16 protein-coding genes are annotated in these 21,942 nt (G+C 40.0%); 8 read left to right on the top strand and 8 right to left on the bottom strand.

Annotated features, from left to right (window positions below):
• Window positions 1–300: 300 nt before the first annotated feature.
• Complete coding sequence (locus NOS7107_RS16180; protein ID WP_044500052.1) at window positions 301–1,524, bottom strand: response regulator; 1,224 nt, start codon at window positions 1,522–1,524, stop codon at window positions 301–303.
• Window positions 1,525–2,394: 870 nt separating this feature from the next.
• Window positions 2,395–4,674, bottom strand: coding sequence for a peptidoglycan-binding protein (locus NOS7107_RS27900; protein ID WP_015114030.1), 2,280 nt, complete (start codon window positions 4,672–4,674; stop codon window positions 2,395–2,397).
• Window positions 4,675–5,063: 389 nt separating this feature from the next.
• Here NOS7107_RS27900 and NOS7107_RS16170 point away from each other — a divergent pair, with 389 nt between their 5' ends.
• From NOS7107_RS16170 to NOS7107_RS16155, 3 genes are all read left to right on the top strand, one after another.
• The gene (locus tag NOS7107_RS16170; RefSeq protein WP_015114029.1) at window positions 5,064–6,728 is read left to right on the top strand and encodes a sodium:proton antiporter; all 1,665 of its coding nucleotides are present in this window, start codon (window positions 5,064–5,066) and stop codon (window positions 6,726–6,728) included.
• Between the two features lie 965 nt (window positions 6,729–7,693).
• Entirely contained in the window at window positions 7,694–8,365 is a 672-nt protein-coding gene (locus tag NOS7107_RS16160) for a phosphoribosyltransferase (protein ID WP_015114028.1), read from the top strand.
• A gap of 79 nt (window positions 8,366–8,444) precedes the next feature.
• Window positions 8,445–9,164 carry a dienelactone hydrolase family protein gene (locus NOS7107_RS16155; RefSeq protein WP_015114027.1) on the top strand — a complete coding sequence of 240 codons (720 nt, stop codon included), beginning with the start codon at window positions 8,445–8,447 and terminating at the stop codon, window positions 9,162–9,164.
• 76 nt (window positions 9,165–9,240) lie between these two features.
• On the opposite strand, the gene NOS7107_RS16150 is transcribed toward NOS7107_RS16155, so the two are convergent.
• The 6 genes from NOS7107_RS16150 to NOS7107_RS16125 all read right to left on the bottom strand — a co-directional run bounded on the left by NOS7107_RS16150 (window position 9,241) and on the right by NOS7107_RS16125 (window position 14,955).
• Window positions 9,241–9,873, bottom strand: a complete 633-nt coding sequence (locus tag NOS7107_RS16150; protein ID WP_044500047.1) for a glutathione S-transferase family protein — start codon at window positions 9,871–9,873, stop codon at window positions 9,241–9,243.
• Window positions 9,874–10,191: 318 nt separating this feature from the next.
• A complete protein-coding gene (locus NOS7107_RS16145) occupies window positions 10,192–10,623 on the bottom strand; it encodes a hypothetical protein (protein WP_172641486.1) in 432 nt (143 codons plus the stop codon).
• A 483-nt stretch (window positions 10,624–11,106) separates the two neighbouring features.
• Complete coding sequence (locus tag NOS7107_RS16140) at window positions 11,107–11,526, bottom strand: DUF2262 domain-containing protein (RefSeq protein ID WP_044500045.1); 420 nt, start codon at window positions 11,524–11,526, stop codon at window positions 11,107–11,109.
• 9 nt (window positions 11,527–11,535) lie between these two features.
• On the bottom strand, window positions 11,536–12,201 hold the full coding sequence (locus NOS7107_RS16135) for a DUF4272 domain-containing protein (RefSeq protein ID WP_015114024.1): 666 nt from the start codon (window positions 12,199–12,201) through the stop codon (window positions 11,536–11,538).
• Entirely contained in the window at window positions 12,192–13,967 is a 1,776-nt protein-coding gene (locus NOS7107_RS28625) for a DUF4157 domain-containing protein (RefSeq protein WP_015114023.1), read from the bottom strand. Before NOS7107_RS28625 ends, NOS7107_RS16135 begins: the two co-directional genes overlap by 10 nt.
• 238 nt (window positions 13,968–14,205) lie before the next feature.
• Entirely contained in the window at window positions 14,206–14,955 is a 750-nt protein-coding gene (locus tag NOS7107_RS16125; RefSeq protein ID WP_015114022.1) for a glucose 1-dehydrogenase, read from the bottom strand.
• A gap of 90 nt (window positions 14,956–15,045) precedes the next feature.
• Here NOS7107_RS16125 and NOS7107_RS16120 point away from each other — a divergent pair, with 90 nt between their 5' ends.
• The 5 genes from NOS7107_RS16120 to cysW all read left to right on the top strand — a co-directional run bounded on the left by NOS7107_RS16120 (window position 15,046) and on the right by cysW (window position 21,914).
• Complete coding sequence (locus NOS7107_RS16120; RefSeq protein ID WP_015114021.1) at window positions 15,046–16,959, top strand: heavy metal translocating P-type ATPase; 1,914 nt, start codon at window positions 15,046–15,048, stop codon at window positions 16,957–16,959.
• 135 nt (window positions 16,960–17,094) lie between these two features.
• Window positions 17,095–18,561, top strand: a complete 1,467-nt coding sequence (gene dacB / locus NOS7107_RS16115; RefSeq protein WP_044500042.1) for a D-alanyl-D-alanine carboxypeptidase/D-alanyl-D-alanine-endopeptidase — start codon at window positions 17,095–17,097, stop codon at window positions 18,559–18,561.
• 418 nt (window positions 18,562–18,979) lie between these two features.
• Window positions 18,980–20,128, top strand: a complete 1,149-nt coding sequence (locus tag NOS7107_RS16110) for a sulfate ABC transporter substrate-binding protein (RefSeq protein WP_015114019.1) — start codon at window positions 18,980–18,982, stop codon at window positions 20,126–20,128.
• Window positions 20,129–20,200: 72 nt separating this feature from the next.
• Entirely contained in the window at window positions 20,201–21,082 is an 882-nt protein-coding gene (cysT, locus tag NOS7107_RS16105; protein ID WP_015114018.1) for a sulfate ABC transporter permease subunit CysT, read from the top strand.
• Entirely contained in the window at window positions 21,069–21,914 is an 846-nt protein-coding gene (gene cysW, locus NOS7107_RS16100) for a sulfate ABC transporter permease subunit CysW (protein ID WP_015114017.1), read from the top strand. The genes cysT and cysW overlap by 14 nt, the downstream gene beginning before the upstream one ends.
• Window positions 21,915–21,942 lie beyond the last annotated feature (28 nt).

Below are 21,942 nucleotides of genomic sequence, written 5' to 3'. Positions count from 1 at the left end.
CTTACAAATAGAAACAAAACTGCAAACATACATTAACCAATGAATCTGATTTTTTTCTTGATTTAATTTTGATTGATTATTTTTATAAGTGTTATAGAAAAAACACTTACTTTTAGTTTTTTTTTGGAAAATCTGCTAGAAAAAGGTAACAATTTCTCAAAACATAGAGAAAGTGACATACTTTAAAAAACTAAAGTTTGTTTGCTAAAATTATTAGACTAATTTGGAGAACTGTCTATTTATATCTTTGGTAACTAGTTAATAGTAATTTTCTTCAAAAAAAACATCTATAGTTGATAACTAATGTCCTAAAGATATCTCTAAACTAGATGTACTCTGATTGGTGGATGGCGTACTTTTTGAGAGTGTTTGGACTTGCAGATATTTACGTATCATACTCATGACTTTATCCGCGGCTACAGGTTTAGTCAAAAAATCGGTAGAACCAACAACTTTAGCGCGGACTCTATCTAATAAACCGTCATTGCCCGTTAAGATGATCACAGGTGTATTAGTAAAAGTAGATACTCGTCGTAACTGAGTACAGATTTCGTAACCACTAGCGACTGGCATAATTAAATCTAAAAAAATTAGATCTGGTTTATTTTGAATGAGAGTTGGAAGTGCTTGGATGGGATCTTGAATTTTGATAAATCTTAAGCCATGAGAAGTGACAATATCCTCTAGCATTTTACAGACTTGGGGGCTATCATCCACACAGGCTATCAATGGAATATAAGATTTTTTGGGTTGTGTGGAAAGAGACGTACTATCAACTTCTGTAGACAATAAAGGTAAGTCTGGTACTTCTATTAATTCAATAATGCCTTTGAGAATATAGGGAAGTAATGAACGGGTTACAGGTAGAACATTCTGCTTCATTTTTGCAGCCAAATCTCGCAGTGTTTGTTTACCATTCATCAAATTGACGAAGTTGTTGTAAACAGATGGACTTACCTGTTTTTGGAGTTGTTCTGGTCTCCTGAGAATTGGTGCTAAGTCGGGAGAAAAGTTTGCCAAGCCTGCTTCTGACCAACTTTTCCACGAGTCTTGCATCTGTTTAACAGATAAATCTGCACTAGTGAAACTCATTGGTGTTTCTAAGATGGTATCTTGGTTGCGATCGCAACTAAAAGCAACAAAATCTGTATGCTGGGCTAGGTCAAATAACAATTCAGTAATTGTACTTTCTACAATCCCTTGAATTTGTTCTCTTTGAATTTTTTGCCTTTTGTGTAAAATTTCTAACAGGCGATAATCCCAATAATTAACTACGAAATCTTGCTGGCGAAACTGAATTTTATCCAGATCAATTTGTGGACAATATTGTGCCATAGATCTTCGCCAGCGCCGAAAAGGATGAGTGCCTCCTACTGCCCAAACTATCCGCCCTAGGCGATAATAAAAAGACCAATTTTGCCCTTTAGCACTTTTAATATTCAGCTGACCATTGTATTGTAGCTGAGTGCAAGTTCTAAATTCATTAATTATGTTACTTGATACCATTAGTTCCGAGTGAGTCATACTTTTTTCATCTGATGCACAAGTTAGCTATACCAAGACCCACATTAGCCATAGAGTACTAGTCAAACACTTATAAGCTTGTAAAATTGTTTGCAACATTCGTTTTTATATGGCTATTTTATGGATATTGATATCTCTCCTTCCTTCAGCAAAATAGAATAGAGTCAGAAAAACAGTAAGAGAAAACTTTATATTAGTAAAAAAATTATCTAATACAAACTTTTCGTTAGTCATTACCCGACCGAGCTAATTTTTTATTTAAAAGTTGAATTGCGATATTTCAACAATGAAATCTAATCAACATTATCTTAAACAACTTTCATTTCAGAAATAACCGTGTAAATCCTGATTTTAAAATCATCAAGCAACTTATAGATTATCAAGATAATGGTTTTATTAATTAATTTTTGTAACTAAATATTTACTATTATTAGTATTAAATTTAGTTAAGATTTCTTGATTGAGAAATTTAATAAATAAGTCTATTTATATGAAGTCCGCTTAATCACTTACGATATGTCATTGCGAGTGCAACGAAGTGAAACGAAGCAATCGCCGGGATTCTGCGATTATTTCACTTCGCTATCGCTACGTACCCGGCGGGAAGCAAGCTACGTAATGACAAGTAATTTACCGGACATGATATTATTCATGAAACTCCTGAATTTTAATCACTAGAAAAATTATTTGGCAAAAGCTGAAAACTGTTCGCCTTTATGAAAAAAATGGGTTTTAGAGTTTTAGTGCAATCATTGATAGGCTTGTTTTTTTGATCTGCAAATTTCAATTTTAAGAAGCTGTCTCTCCTCTCCATAGCAGTCACTAAAATTTTATAGGGAGAGACAGTTAATATTAATGTCAAACTCTCGCTTAATCCTGAAATACCATGATATTACCAGAGTAACAGGCGACCCAAACTTCTCTAGTTTGTGGGTCATAAGTAACTCCAATAGGATTAGCGCCAACAGGAATCTTTTGTATGACTTTCATGTCATTGGTGCGAACCTTACTAATTGTGTTGTCACTGTAGTTAACAACATAAAGCCGTTGTCCATCATCAGATAAAACCATACTGCGTGGTGCATTACCTGTGGAAACTTTATCTATTAATTTACCTTGTGGCAATTGAATTTTGGCGATTTTGCCTTCCCCATTTAAAGAAACATAGAGATATTGACCAGTCGGATCTATGTTTAAATGTCTTGGTGCATTACCAATATTTTTCAGCCATTTGACTGAAAAGTTTTTCAGGTCAACTTGAGCAATATCATAAGAACCCATAACAGCCACATAAGCCTTATTTGAAGCTGCATCTATTGCTATACCACGAGGATAAGGGCCAAGAGGGATTCTTTTTATCTCCTTATTTTTGGCAGTATCTACAACACTCAAATCCCAAGAACACCAATTACTAACGAGTACCAAACCTTCATCATTAGATGTGGCAACAAATTTAGGTACAGACCCAACTTGAACAACATGGTCAATTTCTAAAGAGTCAGTGTTTATCCGATACAAAAAACTCTTATCAGTTTTTTGCGAGGGATTACATTTATCGCTACCAGGATTCTTAAATCCTTTCCCATACATTTGGTAGTTAGAAACCCAGGCGTACCTACCATCTTGGGAAAAACTAGCTTCAACAGGTGCGCCTTGATAATTACCTTTAAATTTAGAGTAACCAAATTTTGATAAATCAACTTTATCAGGAATGACTTTGACTAATTTATATTGGCGATTGTAGACAGTTATTGTGTGGTTGTACATCATATTTTGGGCAAAAAATAACCCATTTCCTGAATGTACAATAGATTTCGGTGAAATCTTACCAGCAATAGTTTTTTTGAGTGTCATCTTACTAGAATGACTAGAGACAGTTTTTTGAATATTGTCTTTTTGGGCGGAAGCTTTTAATTGAAAACCTTCACTTACGAGTTGAGTTAAATCATATTCAGACGCAGATGCTATTAATGTTTTTTCTGTGTTTGGCTTTTCTAATTGTGGAGTCTGATTTTTAACTAGAGAATTATCATTGGTGGGTTGATTAGTATCGGTTGCGAATTTTGTAGAATTATTTGTCTGTGAGGGTTTTGTTTGTTTTTTGATAAGATTTTTAAGTTGTTTAGATTTCTCTGGAACTAGAGAATTTTGATGTGCAGGTTGAAGAGTTGGGGAAGCAGATTTAATAGATTTAGATTTCATGACTGCAAATGTTTTCGGACCAACAATCCCATCAGCCATCAGTCCATGAGCTTTTTGGAATTTCAACACAGCTATTTCTGTAGCTGTATCAAAAGACCCGGTAATTGATTGTTCTAGATATCCAGATGCTTGCAGTTGTTGCTGAATAAACTTCACCTCTGCACTGATATCACCTCTGCGTAACAGTGAAGTTTGAGGCGATCGCACTTTTGACGAATTAACTACAGCAGGTGTGATAGCCTGAGACTGTACAGCCGCTTGCTGGGGTTTACCAGATTCCATTGCGGTTAACGTCCGAGTATCAACAATGCCATTACTAAGCAGTCTGTGAGCTTTCTGGAATTTAATCACTGCTTCTTCCGTCCCAGCGTTAAAATCTCCGGTGATGGGTTGATCAAAATATCCTGCTGCTTGCAATTTCCGCTGAATTGACATTACTTCATAACTAAGATCACCCCTTTGGAAAACTACCTGAGACTGAGGAGGTTGCAACTTTTTTGGAGTAGTTTTAGTTACAGAAGGCTTGCTGTTCACAACAGACGGAGTTACTGTTCCCGAACCAGATTCCAGCGCAGCCAATGTCTGAGAACCAACTACACCATCAGCTTTTAATCCATGCTCTTTTTGAAATTTAATAATAGCAGCCTCGGTCACAGGGCCAAAATATCCCGTGACAGGTTGTTTGAAATATCCAGATGCTTGCAGTTTTTGTTGCAGCGATGCTACTTGTGAATTTTTTTCACCTTTTTTTAGCGCCTGTACCGGGTTACTCCAACCCAAAGAACTAATCCCAAAAACACAAGAGATGAACATCATGAAGGCTCCGCGTCCTTCGGGTAGCCAGTTTAGTTGCGGGTAGCATAAATCAGAATCGGTAGTATTTTCTTGTTCTGAATTAACAGACTTTTCGTAAGTTTCTGCTAAGTGCAGGTAAGCGAGTGTATCCATAGTAAGAGAATACCCAAAATGAAGTATAAGTTAAGACATTTCTTAGTCAGAGTGAACTGAGAAACTTTGTAGATGTTTAGAGGAGCATTAAACTTGCTTATAGCCCTGTATCATATAATACTTCTATCATGACTACTAATGCCAGCTGACGAAAGATAAAAACTTTAGTGGTGACTGCGTGTATTTACTCCAAGGCTTCTCAACTTACATGTTGCACCAGCTACTTTCTGCCCCATACTTCCCGCCTATTCCTAACGATAAATATTTCAGACCAACCTACTTACGAGGCTGGATAAGACCTAAAATTTGAGCATGATTTTGTAGGGCTGTTTGCGATAAACTTCCGTTAGCGAGTTATACTTGCCCATTTATTATTTGCAAACTGCGCGATGCTAGATAGTTTTATCTTAATCTTGCTGATCGGCTTTCTTGGGGGACAGATTGCCCGACGGCTGAAAGCGCCTGCATTAGTAGGTATGGTTTTGCTGGGAATTATACTGGGGCCACAAGTTGCTGACCTAATCAGCCCTGATGTACTGGCAGCGTCTGCTTCTTGGCGAGCGATCGCGGTCATGGTAATTTTGATGAAGGCAGGGTTAGGGTTAGACAGAGAAAAACTACAACAACAAGGAACAGTCGCTCTGCGATTAGGATTTTTGCCTGCGGCCTGCGAAGCTTTAGTTATTGCCCTAGCTGCTATCTGGATTTTCCAGTTCGACTTTTTTACGGGACTACTCCTGGGTTGTATCATTGGAGCAGAGTCACCAGCGGTAATTGTACCGGGAATGCTGCGGCTAAAAAGTTTAGGTTGGGGTGTGACAAAAGGAATTCCCGATGCCATCCTCACTGGCAGCGCTCTATCAGACGTGTTACTACTACTAGTGTTTAGTTTGTTACTGAACTTTTTGGCACAAGGCACAACATCCTCTGTGACATTGCCTTTTGGCATCACTTTGAGTACTGTTCAATTATTGCCTCTTCAAATTATTTGCCAAATTCTCCTGGGAGTATTACTGGGTTTAGCGACAGCCCGACTTTTAGTTTTATTGCTGGCGAAGCGGAACTGGACTCAAAATGCAGTCCAGGATAGCCTCGTTGCAGCGAGTTTAGCATTGTTACTGGTAGTACTAGCAGAAAAATTCCCTTTCTTTTCTGGGTATCTCGCAGTCATGGCCACAGGATTTTTCTTGATTGAGTTAGATGCAGCTTTAGCTCGACGGTTGCGTTCTGGCTTCGATGGACTGTGGGTTGTGGCAGAAATTGTTTTATTTGTGTTGCTAGGAGCAAGTATTCAATTACAAGTATTAGAAACAACGCTGGTTCCTGGATTGGTAATTCTGGCAAGTGGAACACTAATTGGCCGCGCTCTTGGGTGGTATTTGTCTACATTGGGAAGTAACTGGAAATGGCGGGAGCGACTATTTTTATTGCCAGGAAACTCTGCTAAAGCCACCGTACAAGCGGCAATCGGGGCGATTCCTCTGGCACAAGGAATTCAGGGTGGAGAGACAATTCTGGCGATCGCAGCTTTATCTATTCTGGTGACTGCACCTTTGGGAGCTTGGGCAATTCCCATCTTTGCACCAAAATTGTTAGAGAAGGGTGAGGTTGATCCCACAAAGGTAGCGATCGCCCGGCGGATAGTCATCCTAGCTGCTGTTGACACATCCCCTCTGGCTAGTCAAGTATTGACTAAAACTGCCGATCTTGCCCGTCGTAGTGATGCCGAAGTGATTGTATTACACATCATTCGCACCAATGATCCTCTCGGAGTAGAACATCTGCAAGAAAAATCTCAACGACTTTTAGCAGACATACGTCATAAGTTCATTGCTATTACAGGTTCAATTCCCGAAGAAATTATCCGTTTTACTCAAGACTATCAAGTTTCGGAAATTGTTATGGGTAAACGAGGACATCAGCCTTGGGATGAGGTTCTGGTAGGTTCTGTCTCCCAGGCAGTGTTGGAATCAAGTCAAATTCCTGTCATTTTAGTTGAGGATGAACGTATTGCTAACTACAGCGGTTTCCGGTCAAGTGAAGTACAGAACTAATGTTTTTGAACGCAGAGGGACGGAGATTCAAGCGCAAAGTTGAGGCAGCGCGATCTTGGGGGTTTCCCCCGTGAGCGACTACCGACCCAGAGAGAAGTTGCCAGGAGGGTTTCACTCCAAGCAAACTTCGGTGGGGTTGCCTAATTTTATTAGCAATGTATTTAGTACTTTAGCAGATTAGGAAATGCTATAACTTAATACCTAGAAGAAATTGCTAACTTAGATATAAGGTTAGCAAAAAAAACCATTAAAAAAGCTTCTGTCACATTAATAAATAAGGTTCCATAGGGAAATTATATGCCTGCCGAACCAGCGCCCGAATAATATAGTTAGATAGTAGTGGATTAATGCACCAGGAATGGCTCCTAAACTAATTATCAAAGGAACTTTAATTATAGAGTTCATATAAGTAGATAGCTAAATATATTGAATGGAATAGTCTAAAAATTAGCCAAAATGCAGAATTCAGTTGTTGACTAGAGTTGCAGTGCTAGGCTCGGCTGATATTGTTTAAACATATAAAATTTTTGCAGTAATTTGTATCAACTTTCCATACCGAATGCCATGAGGAGCTAATATTAAGGTATAAGAAACCTGTGATCACAAGGTGAAAAATGTCAATCAATCGCATTAAGTTTTATTGCAATGCTCAAGTTTTGATCGCTTAGACTCACAAATATTTCAAAATTAACTTCCGAAGACAATAGCATAGCAAGTTCAGATGAGAGTGTGGGGAGAGGGAAAGAGATATTTTTAGGCTTTGTGGTAAGCATTAATATCCAGATATTTCTTCCATAATTGATGACTGGAACTTTGCTCAGAAGTCTCATCAATTAAAGTGTATTGGCTCAAGTTTTAGCTGAACTAGCAAATTTGCCCCTTCATCCTCTACGCAAACAAGGGTGAAGACAACAGCAAGTGTTCTTTGTCCATAGCAGCGTCCCTCTCTACGGAAGCTTAAAATTATGACAAGTAAATTCCGCGATCGCCATGAAGCAGGTAAGATGTTAGCCAAAAGACTAACAGCATATACTAACCGCGAAAATTTGTTAGTGTTAGGCTTGCCCCGTGGTGGTGTACCAGTAGCATATCAAATCGCCAGCAGCCTTAATGCACCACTAGATATATGTTTGGTGAGAAAACTGGGTGTACCTGATCAGGAAGAACTAGCGATGGGTGCAATTGCTTCTGGTGGTGTACGAGTGTTAAATTACGATGTCGTCAACAGTTTGGGGATTGATAGTCGCACAATTGACGAAGTTACAACTAAAGAATTGCGGGAATTACAACGACGCTATCGCGCTTATCGAGGCGATAGACCTCTAGCAGACATTAAAAATCATATTGTGATTTTAGTTGATGATGGTATCGCTACAGGTTCAACCATGCGTGCGGCTATTACCATAATTAAACAACAACAACCCGAACGGTTAGTTGTGGCTGTACCAGTCGCAGCACCGATAACTTACGAAGAGTTGCAAGCTGAAGTTGACGAAGTAGTTTGTTTAGTTATACCAGAGTCATTGTATGCGATCGGTCTTTGGTATGAAGACTTTTCGCAAACAACCGATGTAGAAGTGTGGTCTTTACTAGCAAAACAGTCAGGTATTAATAATTCAGATAAAACTTACGTTTAAAAACAGAAAATCAAGGGATAGGTGCAATTACACCTGAATAACAAAAAGGCTGATCTAAATTAATCATCAGGGTGAAGTTATGAGTACTACATTACTACTCAACGTTGAAGAACAAATTGTCATTGTCGAACTTGCAAAAGCCAGACTTAAAGGAGAATTGGTTGTTCCGCCTGGTGCTGAAGGACTTGTATTGTTTGCACATGGTAGTGCTAGTAGTCGCTACAGTACCCGCAACCATTATCTTGCTCATGTACTACGTCAGGAAGCTAAACTAGCAACTTTGTTGATAGATATACTCACCAAAGAAGAAGAAGCAATAGACCAGCGCACCAAACATTTTCGCAATGATATTAGCTTTCTGAGCGATCGCGTAGTGGCTGTCACAGACTGGTTGTTAGCAAATCCTTTCACTCATCATCTCAAACTTGGCTATTTTGGTGCAGATACAGGTGCTAGTGCAGCATTGTTAGCAGCTGCGACACGTCCAATGGCGGTGAAAGCGATTGTTTCCCGTAGTGGACAAACTGATTTAGTCAGTGAAGCCATAGCTTGTGTACACACCCCAACTTTGTTAATTGTTGGTGGTAATGACTTGCCCATCATAGCGATGAATGAAGATGCACTGGCAAATATTCCTGCATTCAACAAGCAACTAGAGATTATTTCTGGAGCAACTCATCAGTTTGGCGAACCTGGAACCTTAGAAGAAGTAGCAAGATTGGCGAGTCAATGGTTTAAACACTATCTCAAATCACCTGATTCAGGGTTAATAGATTTACAAAGTATGTCGCTGAATTAACTTGTAGATTGACCCCACAGATAAATCTGGGGGTTTTTACTTTGGGAAACTATTGGTCAGTATTTTTTATCTGCTATTATGCACATACCTTTTTGACGCTCTCAAGCTGCTGGGCTTGCTCCCACCAAGTCCGCAGTTTGGGAGTTTGCGCCGTAATTACTTCGTATTCTGGAGTTTGAGCCAGGTAGATAAAGATGGGAATAAGGTAGAAATCAGCAATACTTACCTGGCTACCGAGCAGATATGGGCTACCAACAGCGATCGCTTCAATTGCTTGTATGGCTTTTTGTGCGGGTGCAACAGCATTTTGTATTTTATCCTCATCTGGCTGTCCGCCCTGAATTGGTACAATCAGACGTTGAATAACAATTGTGCCGATCGCACTTGGATAAAAATAGTTATCAATAATTGTGATAATTTGACGCATCCGCGCCTGAAGTAGTGGTTCAGATGGGCTGAACTGCTGATTAGCAAAGATTGTATTTAGGTAGTCGGTGATTGCGGGAGTTTCGTAAATTACTTCTGCTTCTACTTCAAGTGTTGGAACTTTCCCAAAAGGATTTTTGGCTAGGTACTCTGGTGATTGATTTTCGCCTGTGAAGATATCAATTTCTTTGAGGGTATAATCTACACTTGCTTCCTCAAGCAGCAATCGGACAGTACGAACATAAGTACTGAGGGGAGTTCCGTAAACAGTGAGCTTTGCCATAATTTTAGATTTTGGAGCAAAAATCCCATAAGGACAAAGATACTTTATCAACAAATGCGATCGCTCTGATTTATTTAGCTTTTATTTTATTTATTTCAGCATAAACTTATCTTTTTTTCAGTTTATTCTTATCTTGATTTAATGTTTATTTAGGTAGTTCAAATACATAAAATTAATCAATGTACATCGTAAGTTTCAAATCAAGCAAATGAAATGAATCAACAATGTACATTGACTGTGTAACCCTAAATTAATTTTTAGGAATAACTCAGAACCAGCACCACATAACATCTTACAAATTAAGTAAGATTATTATGTCTACTTACTTAAAGCATCCTTAATGTTATCAACAGTGCGTTCAATAGCATTCTTGGTATTGTCTACAGCTTTCTCTGTCCGAGCCGCATCTTCCTTGGCTCTTTTCTCAATAGTGTTTCTATCACTCTTGGCTTTGCGCTCAATCCAGTTACCACTGTTATCTGTTGCGTCTTCAACTTTACTCGCATTTTTATTGGCGGTGCGCTCAACTTTATCTGCGGTATCTCGAATAAAATTCTTCGCACGTCCAGCATCTTCGCGGGCTTTTTCTTGAACTTTATCGCCTGCGTCTGACGATGCAATCAAGTTGACAGAGGTAGCCGCCATTGCTGAATTGTTGGTGAAAAATGCACCTTGCCAAATAAAAGCGATCGCAGATACACAAATAACTGTTGTAGCTATCCAACTTCCAATAGCAGAAAGCCGTTTCATTAACATAGAATACCTTCTCTTTGAGATTTAGTATTCTTAGATTTACTTGATTTTTCCACTGTACCAAATCGTGCTAGAGACAGAGGTTTTTTCATCAAAAGTTATTAGATAAATTCGCTCTTTCAACAGAGTGACAAATTCTGCTAATAACTGCTTTAGATGAGCTTGCTTGCGTCCACCTCATACCAGACTATATATTAAATCTGCGATCGCCTTCACAAATCTCTACAACCAAGCGATCGCACTATATCTAGAGATTGTACTTACACAGGCAAACACAATAAGTGATCGCTTGAATTTTAAGACAGTTACTATGAGATGGCGATCTTATTATATTGAAGTGCTAAAATCGCCGTTGCAAAAACATTCGATAAATTTAGGATCAGCGTAACCCACAGACCATCATAAAAGCGATCTCCAATATAAAAACTTATAAACTTAGATTGGTTGAGGGATAAATCCGACCTACAAAAGTGATCGCATTTAGCCTTCAATCGTCGCATAATCTAATGAAAAATCATCCGTGACTGCTACCACCACTGTATGACCCCAGAACATTTTGTTGTCCCCATAATCTATGGTGACACTACCATCTTCATTGATGTGGATGGCTTTCATTGTTAGGTTTCTTTTGAACTCACTGGGAGTAAGTTCACTTTCACCTTCTTTAAGCCATTCTTCGCTATTTTTGTCTTCTAGCAGTTCTTGTGAGCAAAAATCAAGAATTTCTTCTTTATTTTTTGTTATCCAATCGATGCTTTTCTTGATGCGGGATTCAAGAATGCTGTTCTTTTTCTCTCCTTCCGCACTTACCGTTATATTGATCTTTACACCGTCAAGCATGAAAGAGGCTTCATACCATTGCAACCCTTTATTAAAGGTATAGTCTATTAAGTTAAACATAGTGTTTCTTTAAGTATTTGTTCTAATATCGTCCCAATCGCAGTATTCATATCCGATTAGCCAATTGATCGCATAATGCCATTCGTAGGTGACGCTAGGGTCTAATAGAGGAGACAGAGGAACATTGTTCAGTGTATTATTTTTACATACCCAGTGGCAGCGATAGATAAAATCGGCTTCAAACAGGATCTCTTGTTCATTTCTTCTGCTTGCCACAGCACTCAGAGATGTTTCAGAATGGGACGCAATGATCCGCACAACATCGGCTGCATTACAGGGATGAGAAGGGAATATGGTTTTTTCGGCAAGTTTCAATGCCCACAACAGTATCCAAGCACTTTCATAACCCCAGCAAGCATCAATTTTTTCTTGTTCTGAAGGCAGGGATTTTCTCGCAAAAACCTTTTCTTTTGGTGTCAGCTTTTCCCTGACATTAAATCTTTCGGAATACTTTTCTAGCTGTGAGTAATTAGCTCCTTCTCCTTTCAAAGCGCAATAGCATAAAGCTAAAATCCTCCCTGTGATTTCCTCGGTTGTGCGGATATTAATTTGTGCTTCGATAGGAGGTAGGGAAGGATTACACAAAATGCCGTGTTTTGCCAGCAGAGCCTCAGATTTTTGCTTGAGATACCAAGGAAGTGAATTCCCCAGTGGGGTTGTTGCTATTATTTCCATAACAATACCCCACCATTATGTCCGTGCTTGGCGTGTACTCTCATGTCAACTAACACCATCTCATATTCTTTAGATAGATGATGCCATGTCCATTTCGATTTCCTATTGGCTTTTGCCCATGAACAAAGTTTATCGCCTATAGCAAAGTGCTGCGCTCTAGAAGCCCCGGCTAACTTAACTTTCTGACCGCCACTCATAATCCCATATTTTTTGTCTTTCATCCCCTGGTTTAGTTTAACGTAGGTAGAGCGGTTGATTGGATCTGTCCAGGCTGTGTGACTTTTCGTGTTGCTGAAATTGATATTACCTTTCCCATCGCGGCGATAAGTGACTTGTTTAAATTCTCCAAAATTTGCGGTTTGGTATTTTTCTTGATAACTATCCGTGTTTCCAGTTCTTTTCATCTGTATGGGTTGAGTGCTACCATTCTCACTCTTTTGCTGGTCAGCCCGTTTTTTAAATTCTTGCCACCACTGTCGGGTAACTACACTTTGACTCCATTCTTCATAAAATCTATCCCAGACTTGTTGTTTATCAATGTTAATTTGATATACTGTACACAAATTGTCGAAAATTTCAATCAATATTTCTTCATATCCCTTAATCTCTTCAAATTCATCTTTCTTCAATTCATCTGGATACAAATCTTCTGTGAGTGTATCAGCATCTTCGCTGCCGTGATCACTATCGTCACTCTCCTCACTATCTGTCTCTAATTTATCGCGTCTATTATAATCAAAATCAGGGTCAAAATCTAATTGATCTAATTTGTAATTACCTGCCAAATTACCAAAACTATTAAGAACATTTGTAACGAAATACGTACCTTCATCGGCATTATAAACAGATATTACCCATCCTTTTACATGATATTCTTTAATAATTACAGGATCTCTAAGGCAAAGATATTTACCAACCATTCGCTGAATAATGATAGCTTCAGGTTTTTGCTGCACAAAATGAATTAAGTTCTCATGACTTAACTCACTTCCATCATATTTTGCTCTCTCCCCCATCACATCTGCTTCTTTCTCCAACGCTTCATTATCATCAATCTGTAATCCTTTCATTTGCATCGTCGGTTTAACTCTTCCCTGCATCTGCTGAACTACGTGCCATGCTTCATGGGGTAGATGTTCCTCTTGTCCAGGGGCGACATGAATCTCCGTCCCTTGGGTGTAAGCTAATGCTTGTAAGTGGGCAGGTTTGGGCGAATTATAATGAACCTTGACATCATCTAGGGAATAGCCCGATAGATTTTCCACCCCTGCTTTGAGTTCATCAGGTAATCCGGTTTGATTGGGATGTGATTTCTCGTTTGATTCTTGGCTGTTACCGTTCATTTCGCCTTTCGCTTGGATAGCCTCATCAGGTGATGCAGCCATCCCACCTTCTGCCACACGCTGCATTATCGGCTGCGTTGGCTGATGCTGTATATATCCTGCTTGCAAAGGTGCATTAATCTGTTGCACAACATCTGGAGCGACTCTTTCCGCCTCTTGTTCATATTTATCCCCAGGCTCACCAATATTCAACTTCATCTGAACTCGTGGCGGTGGTGGTGGTTGATAACCTGGGGGAAAAATGGGGATGTGGGACAACCTAGACAAGCCCGACTCTGAGGACAATTCTTGCTTTTGTATTTCTGTATTTTGATTTAAATCTGGTTCAGGTAAAGATTCAACTTTAAATGGACGCGGTGCAAACGGATTAGAAGTTGATGAATCAGCAGCTTGTTTACCAGTTTTTTGTACTTGTTTGTACATAATTCTCTCCTTTGATTTCCGTCATCTCAAAAAGTAAAATTTCAAAAAACTCTTGTTTCTGCGTCAGAAATACAAGGGATGAGCATCTTACTCATCCCACAAATATGCCAGCCGATTTTTTAATATTTTATATACGTACAAACACTTATGTGATTTAATCTCCTACGTTCTTGATAGATGCGTCAAGCAGTTTTTACAAGCAGTTATAAATACATATATTTGTACATATATTGCGTTGCTAAACGTTCATATAGCCACCATCAACTACTAAATCTGCCGCAGTCATGTAAGAAGACTCATCACTAGCGAGGAACACTACCGCCGCTGCAATTTCTTCTGGTTTGCCAAAGCGTCCCAAAGGTACGGTTTGCTTAATATAATTGCCAAAATTTTCCAAGGCTTCTGGTGATAAGCCCATTTTGGTTTGAAAATTAGTAGGGATTAAACCAGGACTAATCGCATTGACTCTAATTTGCCGATCGCCTAATTCTGCCGCTAAATTCCGCGCAAATGAGCGCACAGCCGCTTTTGTCGCACAATAGATACTGCCCGTCGCCATACCTTTTTCATTGACTGATGAAGCGTTTAAGATGATACTAGCGCCGGGATTCAGTAAGCCAGAAAGCTTCTGCACAGTGAAAAAGATACCCTTAACGTTGATATCAAACTGGTTATCGTACAAGGTTTCGTCCATCGCCTCTAACGGGGCAAAAAATCCGATACCGGCGTTAGCAAACAAAATATCAAGCCCGCCAAATTCTGATTTGACTCGTGCTGCTAGATTATCAAGTTGAGAAAGCGATCGCACATCTGCCACCACCGGAATTACCTGAGAACCCAGTTCTTGGGCTGCGGTGTGCAAACGTTGTTCATCTTGTCCAGTAATAATTACTCGCGCCCCTTCTTTAATAAACTGTTTCGCAGTCTCAAAACCAATCCCCGATGTCCCTCCGGTAATTACAGCGGTTTTATTATGCAAGCGAGTCATCAAAATACCTCCTTGTAGAAAAATAATTGCTTGACCTTAACATTAATGTCAAGGTTTACCGTGAGATCAGTTATCAAGGATTTCACTCTTATGTTTTACCCACAGCATTTAACCAAATACACCAAAGAACACGCAGATATCTTAGCAGCATTGGTTTGTGGATTGTTGTTATTTTTTGGCTGGTACGCCTTACATCTGGGTTGGTTGGGATGGGCAATACTGTTGTTAAGTGCGGCTTATGTGATTGGTGGTTACGAAAGCGCCCGTGAGGGAATAACTACATTAATTAAAGAGAAAGAACTTGATGTAGATTTGCTGATGATTGTGGCGGCGGTTGGTGCAGCTAGTTTAGGTTTATGGCGCAGAGAATATCACCTAATTATTGATGGGGCAATTTTAATTCTGATCTTTGCTGTTAGCGGTGCATTAGAAGGTTATGCAATGGGGCGGACGGAAAGAAGTATCCGCAGTTTGATGAGTTTGACACCGGATACAGCCAGGGTTCTGCATCAGGGACAGGAACAGATGTTACCCATCAGTCAATTAAAGGTAGGAGACGAAATAGTTGTCAAACCAGGAGAGTTAATTCCTACCGATGGCATTATTTTGTCTGGTTACAGCACCATCAATCAAGCGGCGATTACAGGGGAATCTTTACCTGTAGAAAAGACAGTAGGCGAGGAGGTGTTTGCTGGGACACTCAACGGTTATGGGGCGCTGAAGTTGAAAATTCACAAACCAGCCGCGAGTCATTTGATTCAGCGCGTGATTCGGTTAGTAGAAGAAGCACAAGAATCAGCCCCACCTTCTCAAGAATTCATTGCCAAATTTGAACGGGGATATGCCAAGGTAATTGTTGTAGCTGGTATATTACTCGCTATTTTGCCACCGTTTATTTTGGCATGGGATTGGAACACGACGATTTATCGGGCTTTAACTTTTTTGGTGGTGGCTTCTCCTTGTGCGCTGATGGCGGCAATTATGCCAGCATTATTATCAGGCATTGCCAACGGTGCGAGACAGGGGATTTTGTTCAAGAATGGCGCACAGTTAGAGAACATGGGTAAAGTCAGAGCGATCGCTTTTGATAAAACTGGTACTCTAACTACAGGACAAGTGCAAGTATTTCAGGTAATTTCGATTGAGGAATATACACAAGCGGATGTATTAAAAGCAGCAGCAGCATTAGAAGCATTTTCAGAACACCCCATTGCTAAAGCCATTGTTCAAGCAGCCAGTGATTTAAGCTGGGAGAGTGGTGTAGATGTGCAAGCTATACCTGGACAGGGAATTATCGGCAATGTTAATGGTGTAAAAATTACACTAGGAAATGCAGCTTTTGTTCAACAATATGTGACACAGTTACCGCAAAAACTTCAAGATTTAGCTCATAGCTGGGAATCTGAGGGGAAAACTGTAGTTTGGGTTGCTCAAGATACAAAAGTCATAGGAGCGATCGCTATTGCAGATATGATTAGACCAGAAGCCGCCGCCACCATTCGCCATCTGAGTCAGCTAGGTGTAGAACAAATTGTGATGATTACCGGAGATAACCAGCGTACAGCCCAAACGGTCGCTCAAGCAGTCGGTATCACCCAGGTTCACGCCCAACTACTACCAGAAGATAAACTCAACCTCATTCGTAGCTTGCAGAAACAATATCACACTGTAGCAATGGTGGGAGATGGAATTAATGATGCACCAGCTTTAGCCCAAGCAACTGTAGGGATAGCAATGGGAGGTGCTGGTAGTGATGTCGCACTAGAAACCGCAGATATTGTATTAATAGCAGATAGACTCGAAAAAATTGTCATCGCAATGGAACTAGGTAGGCGATCGCAATTCATTATCAAACAAAACATCACCTTTGCGCTCACATCAATTATTCTGCTGATGCTGGCTAACTTTTTCGGGAATATTAACCTACCCATCGGTGTAATTGGTCATGAAGGCTCTACAGTATTAGTTACCCTTAACGGCTTGCGACTGCTGAGAAGATTCTGATTAACGCCTGAGTAATCCTCCGTATTCTCTGCGCTAACCTCCGCGCCCCTCTGCGTTTAAAAAAGTATTGAACCATGCGATCGCCAAACACTACAAAATAATATAACCCTCAGTTCTCAATGTAGAAGTTTAAGTATGTTTTCTCGAAAAATCTCCATGAGTTTGCTGCTATTGTTCTTGGGAACCCAGACTGCAATTACCCAACAAGCAGTTATAGCCCAAACTCCAGTTCCCCCTGCAAATACCACAAAATCAATTTGTCCCGCTGAATTAGGAACATCTATAGATACTGCAATCAATCGTCCCTTATTTAGTCGCGCCCGTTGGGGAATTTTAGTTAAAAACTTAGCTTCTACGCAAACTCTTTACAGCCACGATGCGGAGAAATACTTTACTCCTGCTTCTAATACTAAACTGTTGACGACATCTGCGGCACTCAAACAATTAGGTGCAGATTTTCGCATTCGTACCTCTGTTTATCAAGATGCTGATGGTAATTTGCGTGTAGTTGGTCGAGGAGACCCCAGTTTAAAAAATGCTCAATTAACACTCTTAGCCAAGCAATTACGTCAACAGGGTATTACTCAAGTCAATAATTTAATTGCTGATGATAGTTACTTTCAAGGAGATTTAATAAATCCTAGTTGGCAATGGGAAGATGTGCAAGCTTATTATGGCGCACCTGTCAATAGTTTGATTTTGAATGAAAATGCTGCTGTATTAACAGTCTTACCCCAAACTATAGGAAAACCATTGCAAATTAAATGGGCTGATCCTACAGAGGCGTATCAGTGGCGAGTTGAAAATAATTCTGTCACGGCGCAAAAAGATGAACCAGGGTTAGTGGAAGTAAGGCGTGACTTAAAAGGGGCGGTGCTGTATTTACAAGGACAACTGGCGGTAAATTCACAACCAGATATTAGTGCGATCGCAGTATTTGACCCTACACAAAATTTCTTACGTCACTTTCGTCAGAGTTTAGCAGCAGAAGGAATTTCTGTACAGCAAACATCTACTGCTAATGGTGGTAAAAATGAACGCGAAGTTGCAGCCATTGAATCTCCACCTTTATCTGAGTTATTAAAAGAGACTAATTTAAACAGTAATAATTTATTTGCTGAGGCTTTATTAAGAACTTTAGCCGACAAACAACAAGTAGCAAAAAATCAAAATACTGCTGATGTTGGGTTAAAAGTCATGCAAGAAACTCTCACCCAGTTGGGAGTTAACTCAAACAGTTATAGTGTAGTGGATGGCTCAGGACTATCGCGGAAGAATTTAATTAGTCCAGAAGCTTTAGTACAAGTTTTACAAGTAATCGCCGCATCACCAGAAGCCCAAGTTTTTCGGACTTCTTTACCTGTCGCTGGAGTTAGTGGTTCTTTACAAGGGCGCTTTCGCAACACATCAGCCCAGGGAATCGTTCAGGCAAAAACGGGTAGTTTAAGAGGTGTAATTTCTCTGTCAGGATATATAAATTCGCCACAATATGAGCCGTTAGCTTTTAGTATTATTGTGAATCAATCTGAACAACCAGCCAGCACTATCAGGCAAGCTATTGATGATGTTGTTGTGTTGTTAACACAGCTACGGCGTTGTTAAGTACTTGCACAGAATTAATTACACCCGAAACCACTTGGGTCTGAAGCCTCGTCTTGAAAGACGAGAGTTTTGGGGGAGGTCTAAATCCTTATCCACAATAGACCTCTTGCACAAATATTTGGATGAATGAAATTGATGACTGTACAAACCAGATTTTTCAACTCAAATCATCTATTTAGCCTGCGTGGTGCGCCAAGCGCAGCGCAAGCGCGATAGGCAGGCTTTGTTTGTATAGCCCCAGACTTCCAGTCTGAGGGGAGCATTGGATTCTGCTAAAATCACCTAATTCTCGATAGAGAATATGAATTTTTTGTTGAGTTTGCAATTAAACAGAATTAAACCGTGCAAATATCCAGTAACATAAATCTTATATAACCAAATGTACATCAGTTTACCGTAGATTGAGAGGAGCCACAGAATGAATTTTTGGCAGCGTACCCTGAAGCGATCGCAGCAACTTACTACTCAGCATAGACCATATCGGTTCAGGCTCAATTCGCTCAAAGGTTTTGTATCGCTCACATTGGTGGGAGCTATTTTGAGTGTGGCGCTGGCGGCCTGCTCTGGTGGAAATAGTAGTAATTCTGGCGGTGAAACTCCTTCTGCTAGTACAGTTTCAGCTAACAAATCAAATGTTGAAGTTACTTTAGTTTCTTTCGCTGTAACTAAAGCCGCGCACGAAGTCATCATTCCCAAGTTTGTCGAAAAGTGGAAACAAGAACATAACCAAACAGTCATCTTTAAACAAAGCTATGGTGGTTCTGGTTCTCAAACTCGCGCCGTCATCGATGGTTTAGAAGCAGATATTGTTCATTTAGCCCTAGCGGGAGACACCGAAAAAATTCAGAAAGCCGGACTGATTGAGCCAGGATGGGAAACTGAAGTTCCGAATAATGGTATTGTTTCTAAATCTGTGGCGGCGATCGTTACCCGTGAAGGTAATCCAAAAAATATCAAGACTTGGACAGATTTAGCAAAAGATGGCGTAAAACTAATTACAGCTGATCCAAAAACATCGGGTGTTGCTAAGTGGAACTTCCTCGCGCTGTGGAATTCGGCAATTAAAACTGGTGGAGATGACGCTAAGGCGACTGAATTTGTCTCCAAAGTTTATAACAATGTACCGCTGTTAACTAAAGATGCACGGGAAGCAACCGACGCATTTTTCAAGCAAGGTCAAGGTGATGCGTTAATCAACTACGAAAATGAAATTGTTTTAGCTTCACAAAAGGGTGAGAAAGTCAATTACATTGTCCCTGATGTCAATATTTCTATTGATAACCCAGTTGCTGTAGTTGATAAAAATGTTGATAAGCATGGCAATAGAGAAGTAGCAGAAGCTTTCGTAAAATTTCTCTATACTCCAGAAGCACAGCAAGAATTTGCTAAATTGGGATTCCGCCCAGTTGATGAAACTGTAGCCCAAACTAAAGAAGTGAAAGACAAATTCCCTAGCGTCAAAACTTTAGGCACAGTAAAAGATTACGGTGGTTGGAGTGAAATTGATAAGAAATTCTTTGCTGAGGGTGGTGTTTTTGATAAGATTCAAGCCCAAAAGAAAAATTAGTTAATTATTTAGTCATTTCTCAGATGACTGATGACAAATAACAAATGACCAAGAACAAATTCTAATTTTTTTATGGTTGTATCTTCTTCTCCATCTCCACATCAACATCTTGCTTCTCAAACTCCAGTCTGGAAGAAATTTCTGCATCAATTGATTCATCTGCCTTGGACATGGCGCATTACTTTGGTATACCTAACATTCATGTTATTTATGCCCATAGTTGCGATGTTCTTAAAAGCCAGTACCGAACCTCCGGCTAGGTTTTGGGAAATTGCGACTAGTGATGTTGCATTGGCTACTTACAACGTGACGTTTGTCACATCCATAGGCGCAGCATTACTCAATGGAGTATTTGGAACTTTAATTGCCTGGGTTTTGGTGCGTTACGACTTTCCTTTAAAAAAGATCATTGATGCCACCGTAGACTTACCCTTTGCCCTACCAACTTCCGTTGCTGGTTTAACATTGGCAACAGTTTACAGCGATAACGGCTGGATTGGTTCACTGTTAGCCCCACTGGGAATTAAAGTATCTTTCACTCGCTTAGGCGTAGCAGTGGCAATGATCTTTATTTCCCTACCTTTTGTTGTCAGAACTGTCCAACCTGTATTGCAAGAAATGGAACATGACATTGAGGAAGCCGCTTGGTGCCTCGGTGCTTCGCAATGGCAAACCTTTTGCAAAGTCATTTTACCGCCTTTATTTCCCACAATTTTGACTGGGATTGCCTTGGGTTTTTCTCGTGCGGTTGGTGAATATGGCTCAACAGTAATTATTGCTTCTAATACACCCTTTCAAGATTTAATTGCGCCTGTGTTGATTTTCCAACGATTAGAGCAGTATGACTATTCTGGCGCTACGGTGATTGGTGTGGTACTACTGACAATTTCATTGATACTGCTGTTGGCAATTAATTTCTTACAAGCGTGGGCAAGAAGATATGACAGTAAATGAGCTAAAATTTCGCTCCAAACAACAGAAAAGTTGGGTTCCCACCCTTTTAATTGGCATTGCAATTGCGTATTTAGCCTTAATTCAATACATCCCAGCAATTAACGTTTTTTTTCAAGCCTTTAAAAAGGGAGTTGGCCCATTCTTTGCCAACTTAACACACCCTGCTTTTCTTCATGCTGCTTGGTTAACGTTTATATTGGCGTTGATTGCTGTGCCATTAAATACAGTGTTTGGCTTGTGTGCAGCTTGGGCGATCGCACGACATAAATTCCCTGGTCGTGCCATAGTTTTAAGTATTATCGACCTGCCCTTTTCTATCTCTCCTGTAGTCGCTGGGTTGATGATTGTCTTACTCTATGGACGCAATGGCTGGTTTGGCCCTTTTCTGCAAGCCAATGACATTAAAATTATCTTTGCCTTTCCTGGTATGGTGTTAGCGACAGCCTTTGTCAGTATGCCTTTTGTGGCGCGAGAAGTCATTCCTGTATTAGAAGAATTTGGTAGTGACCAAGAAGAAGCCGCTAAAACCTTGGGTGCAAAAGATTGGCAGATATTCTGGCGTGTTACCTTACCTAGCATTCGTTGGGGATTACTTTACGGCATAATTTTGACCAACGCTAGAGCAATGGGCGAATTCGGGGCTGTTTCTGTAGTTTCTGGTAACATTGCTGACAAAACCCAGAGTTTACCCTTGTTTGTGGAAGATGCTTACAAACAATATGAAACTGAAGCCGCCTTTTCTGCTGCTGTACTATTAGCACTGTTAGCAGTCGTCACCTTGATACTGAAGGAAATTTTAGAACGGAAAACTCGCATCAAAGATGTTGAGTAAAGTGTAAGTTATGTCTGCCCTTGGCGTT

It is taken from the genome of Nostoc sp. PCC 7107 (assembly GCF_000316625.1).
Classification (GTDB): Bacteria; Cyanobacteriota; Cyanobacteriia; order Cyanobacteriales; family Nostocaceae; genus Nostoc_B.
Note: the sequence above shows the minus strand (reverse complement) of the source record. Positions and strands in the feature narration are given on the sequence as shown.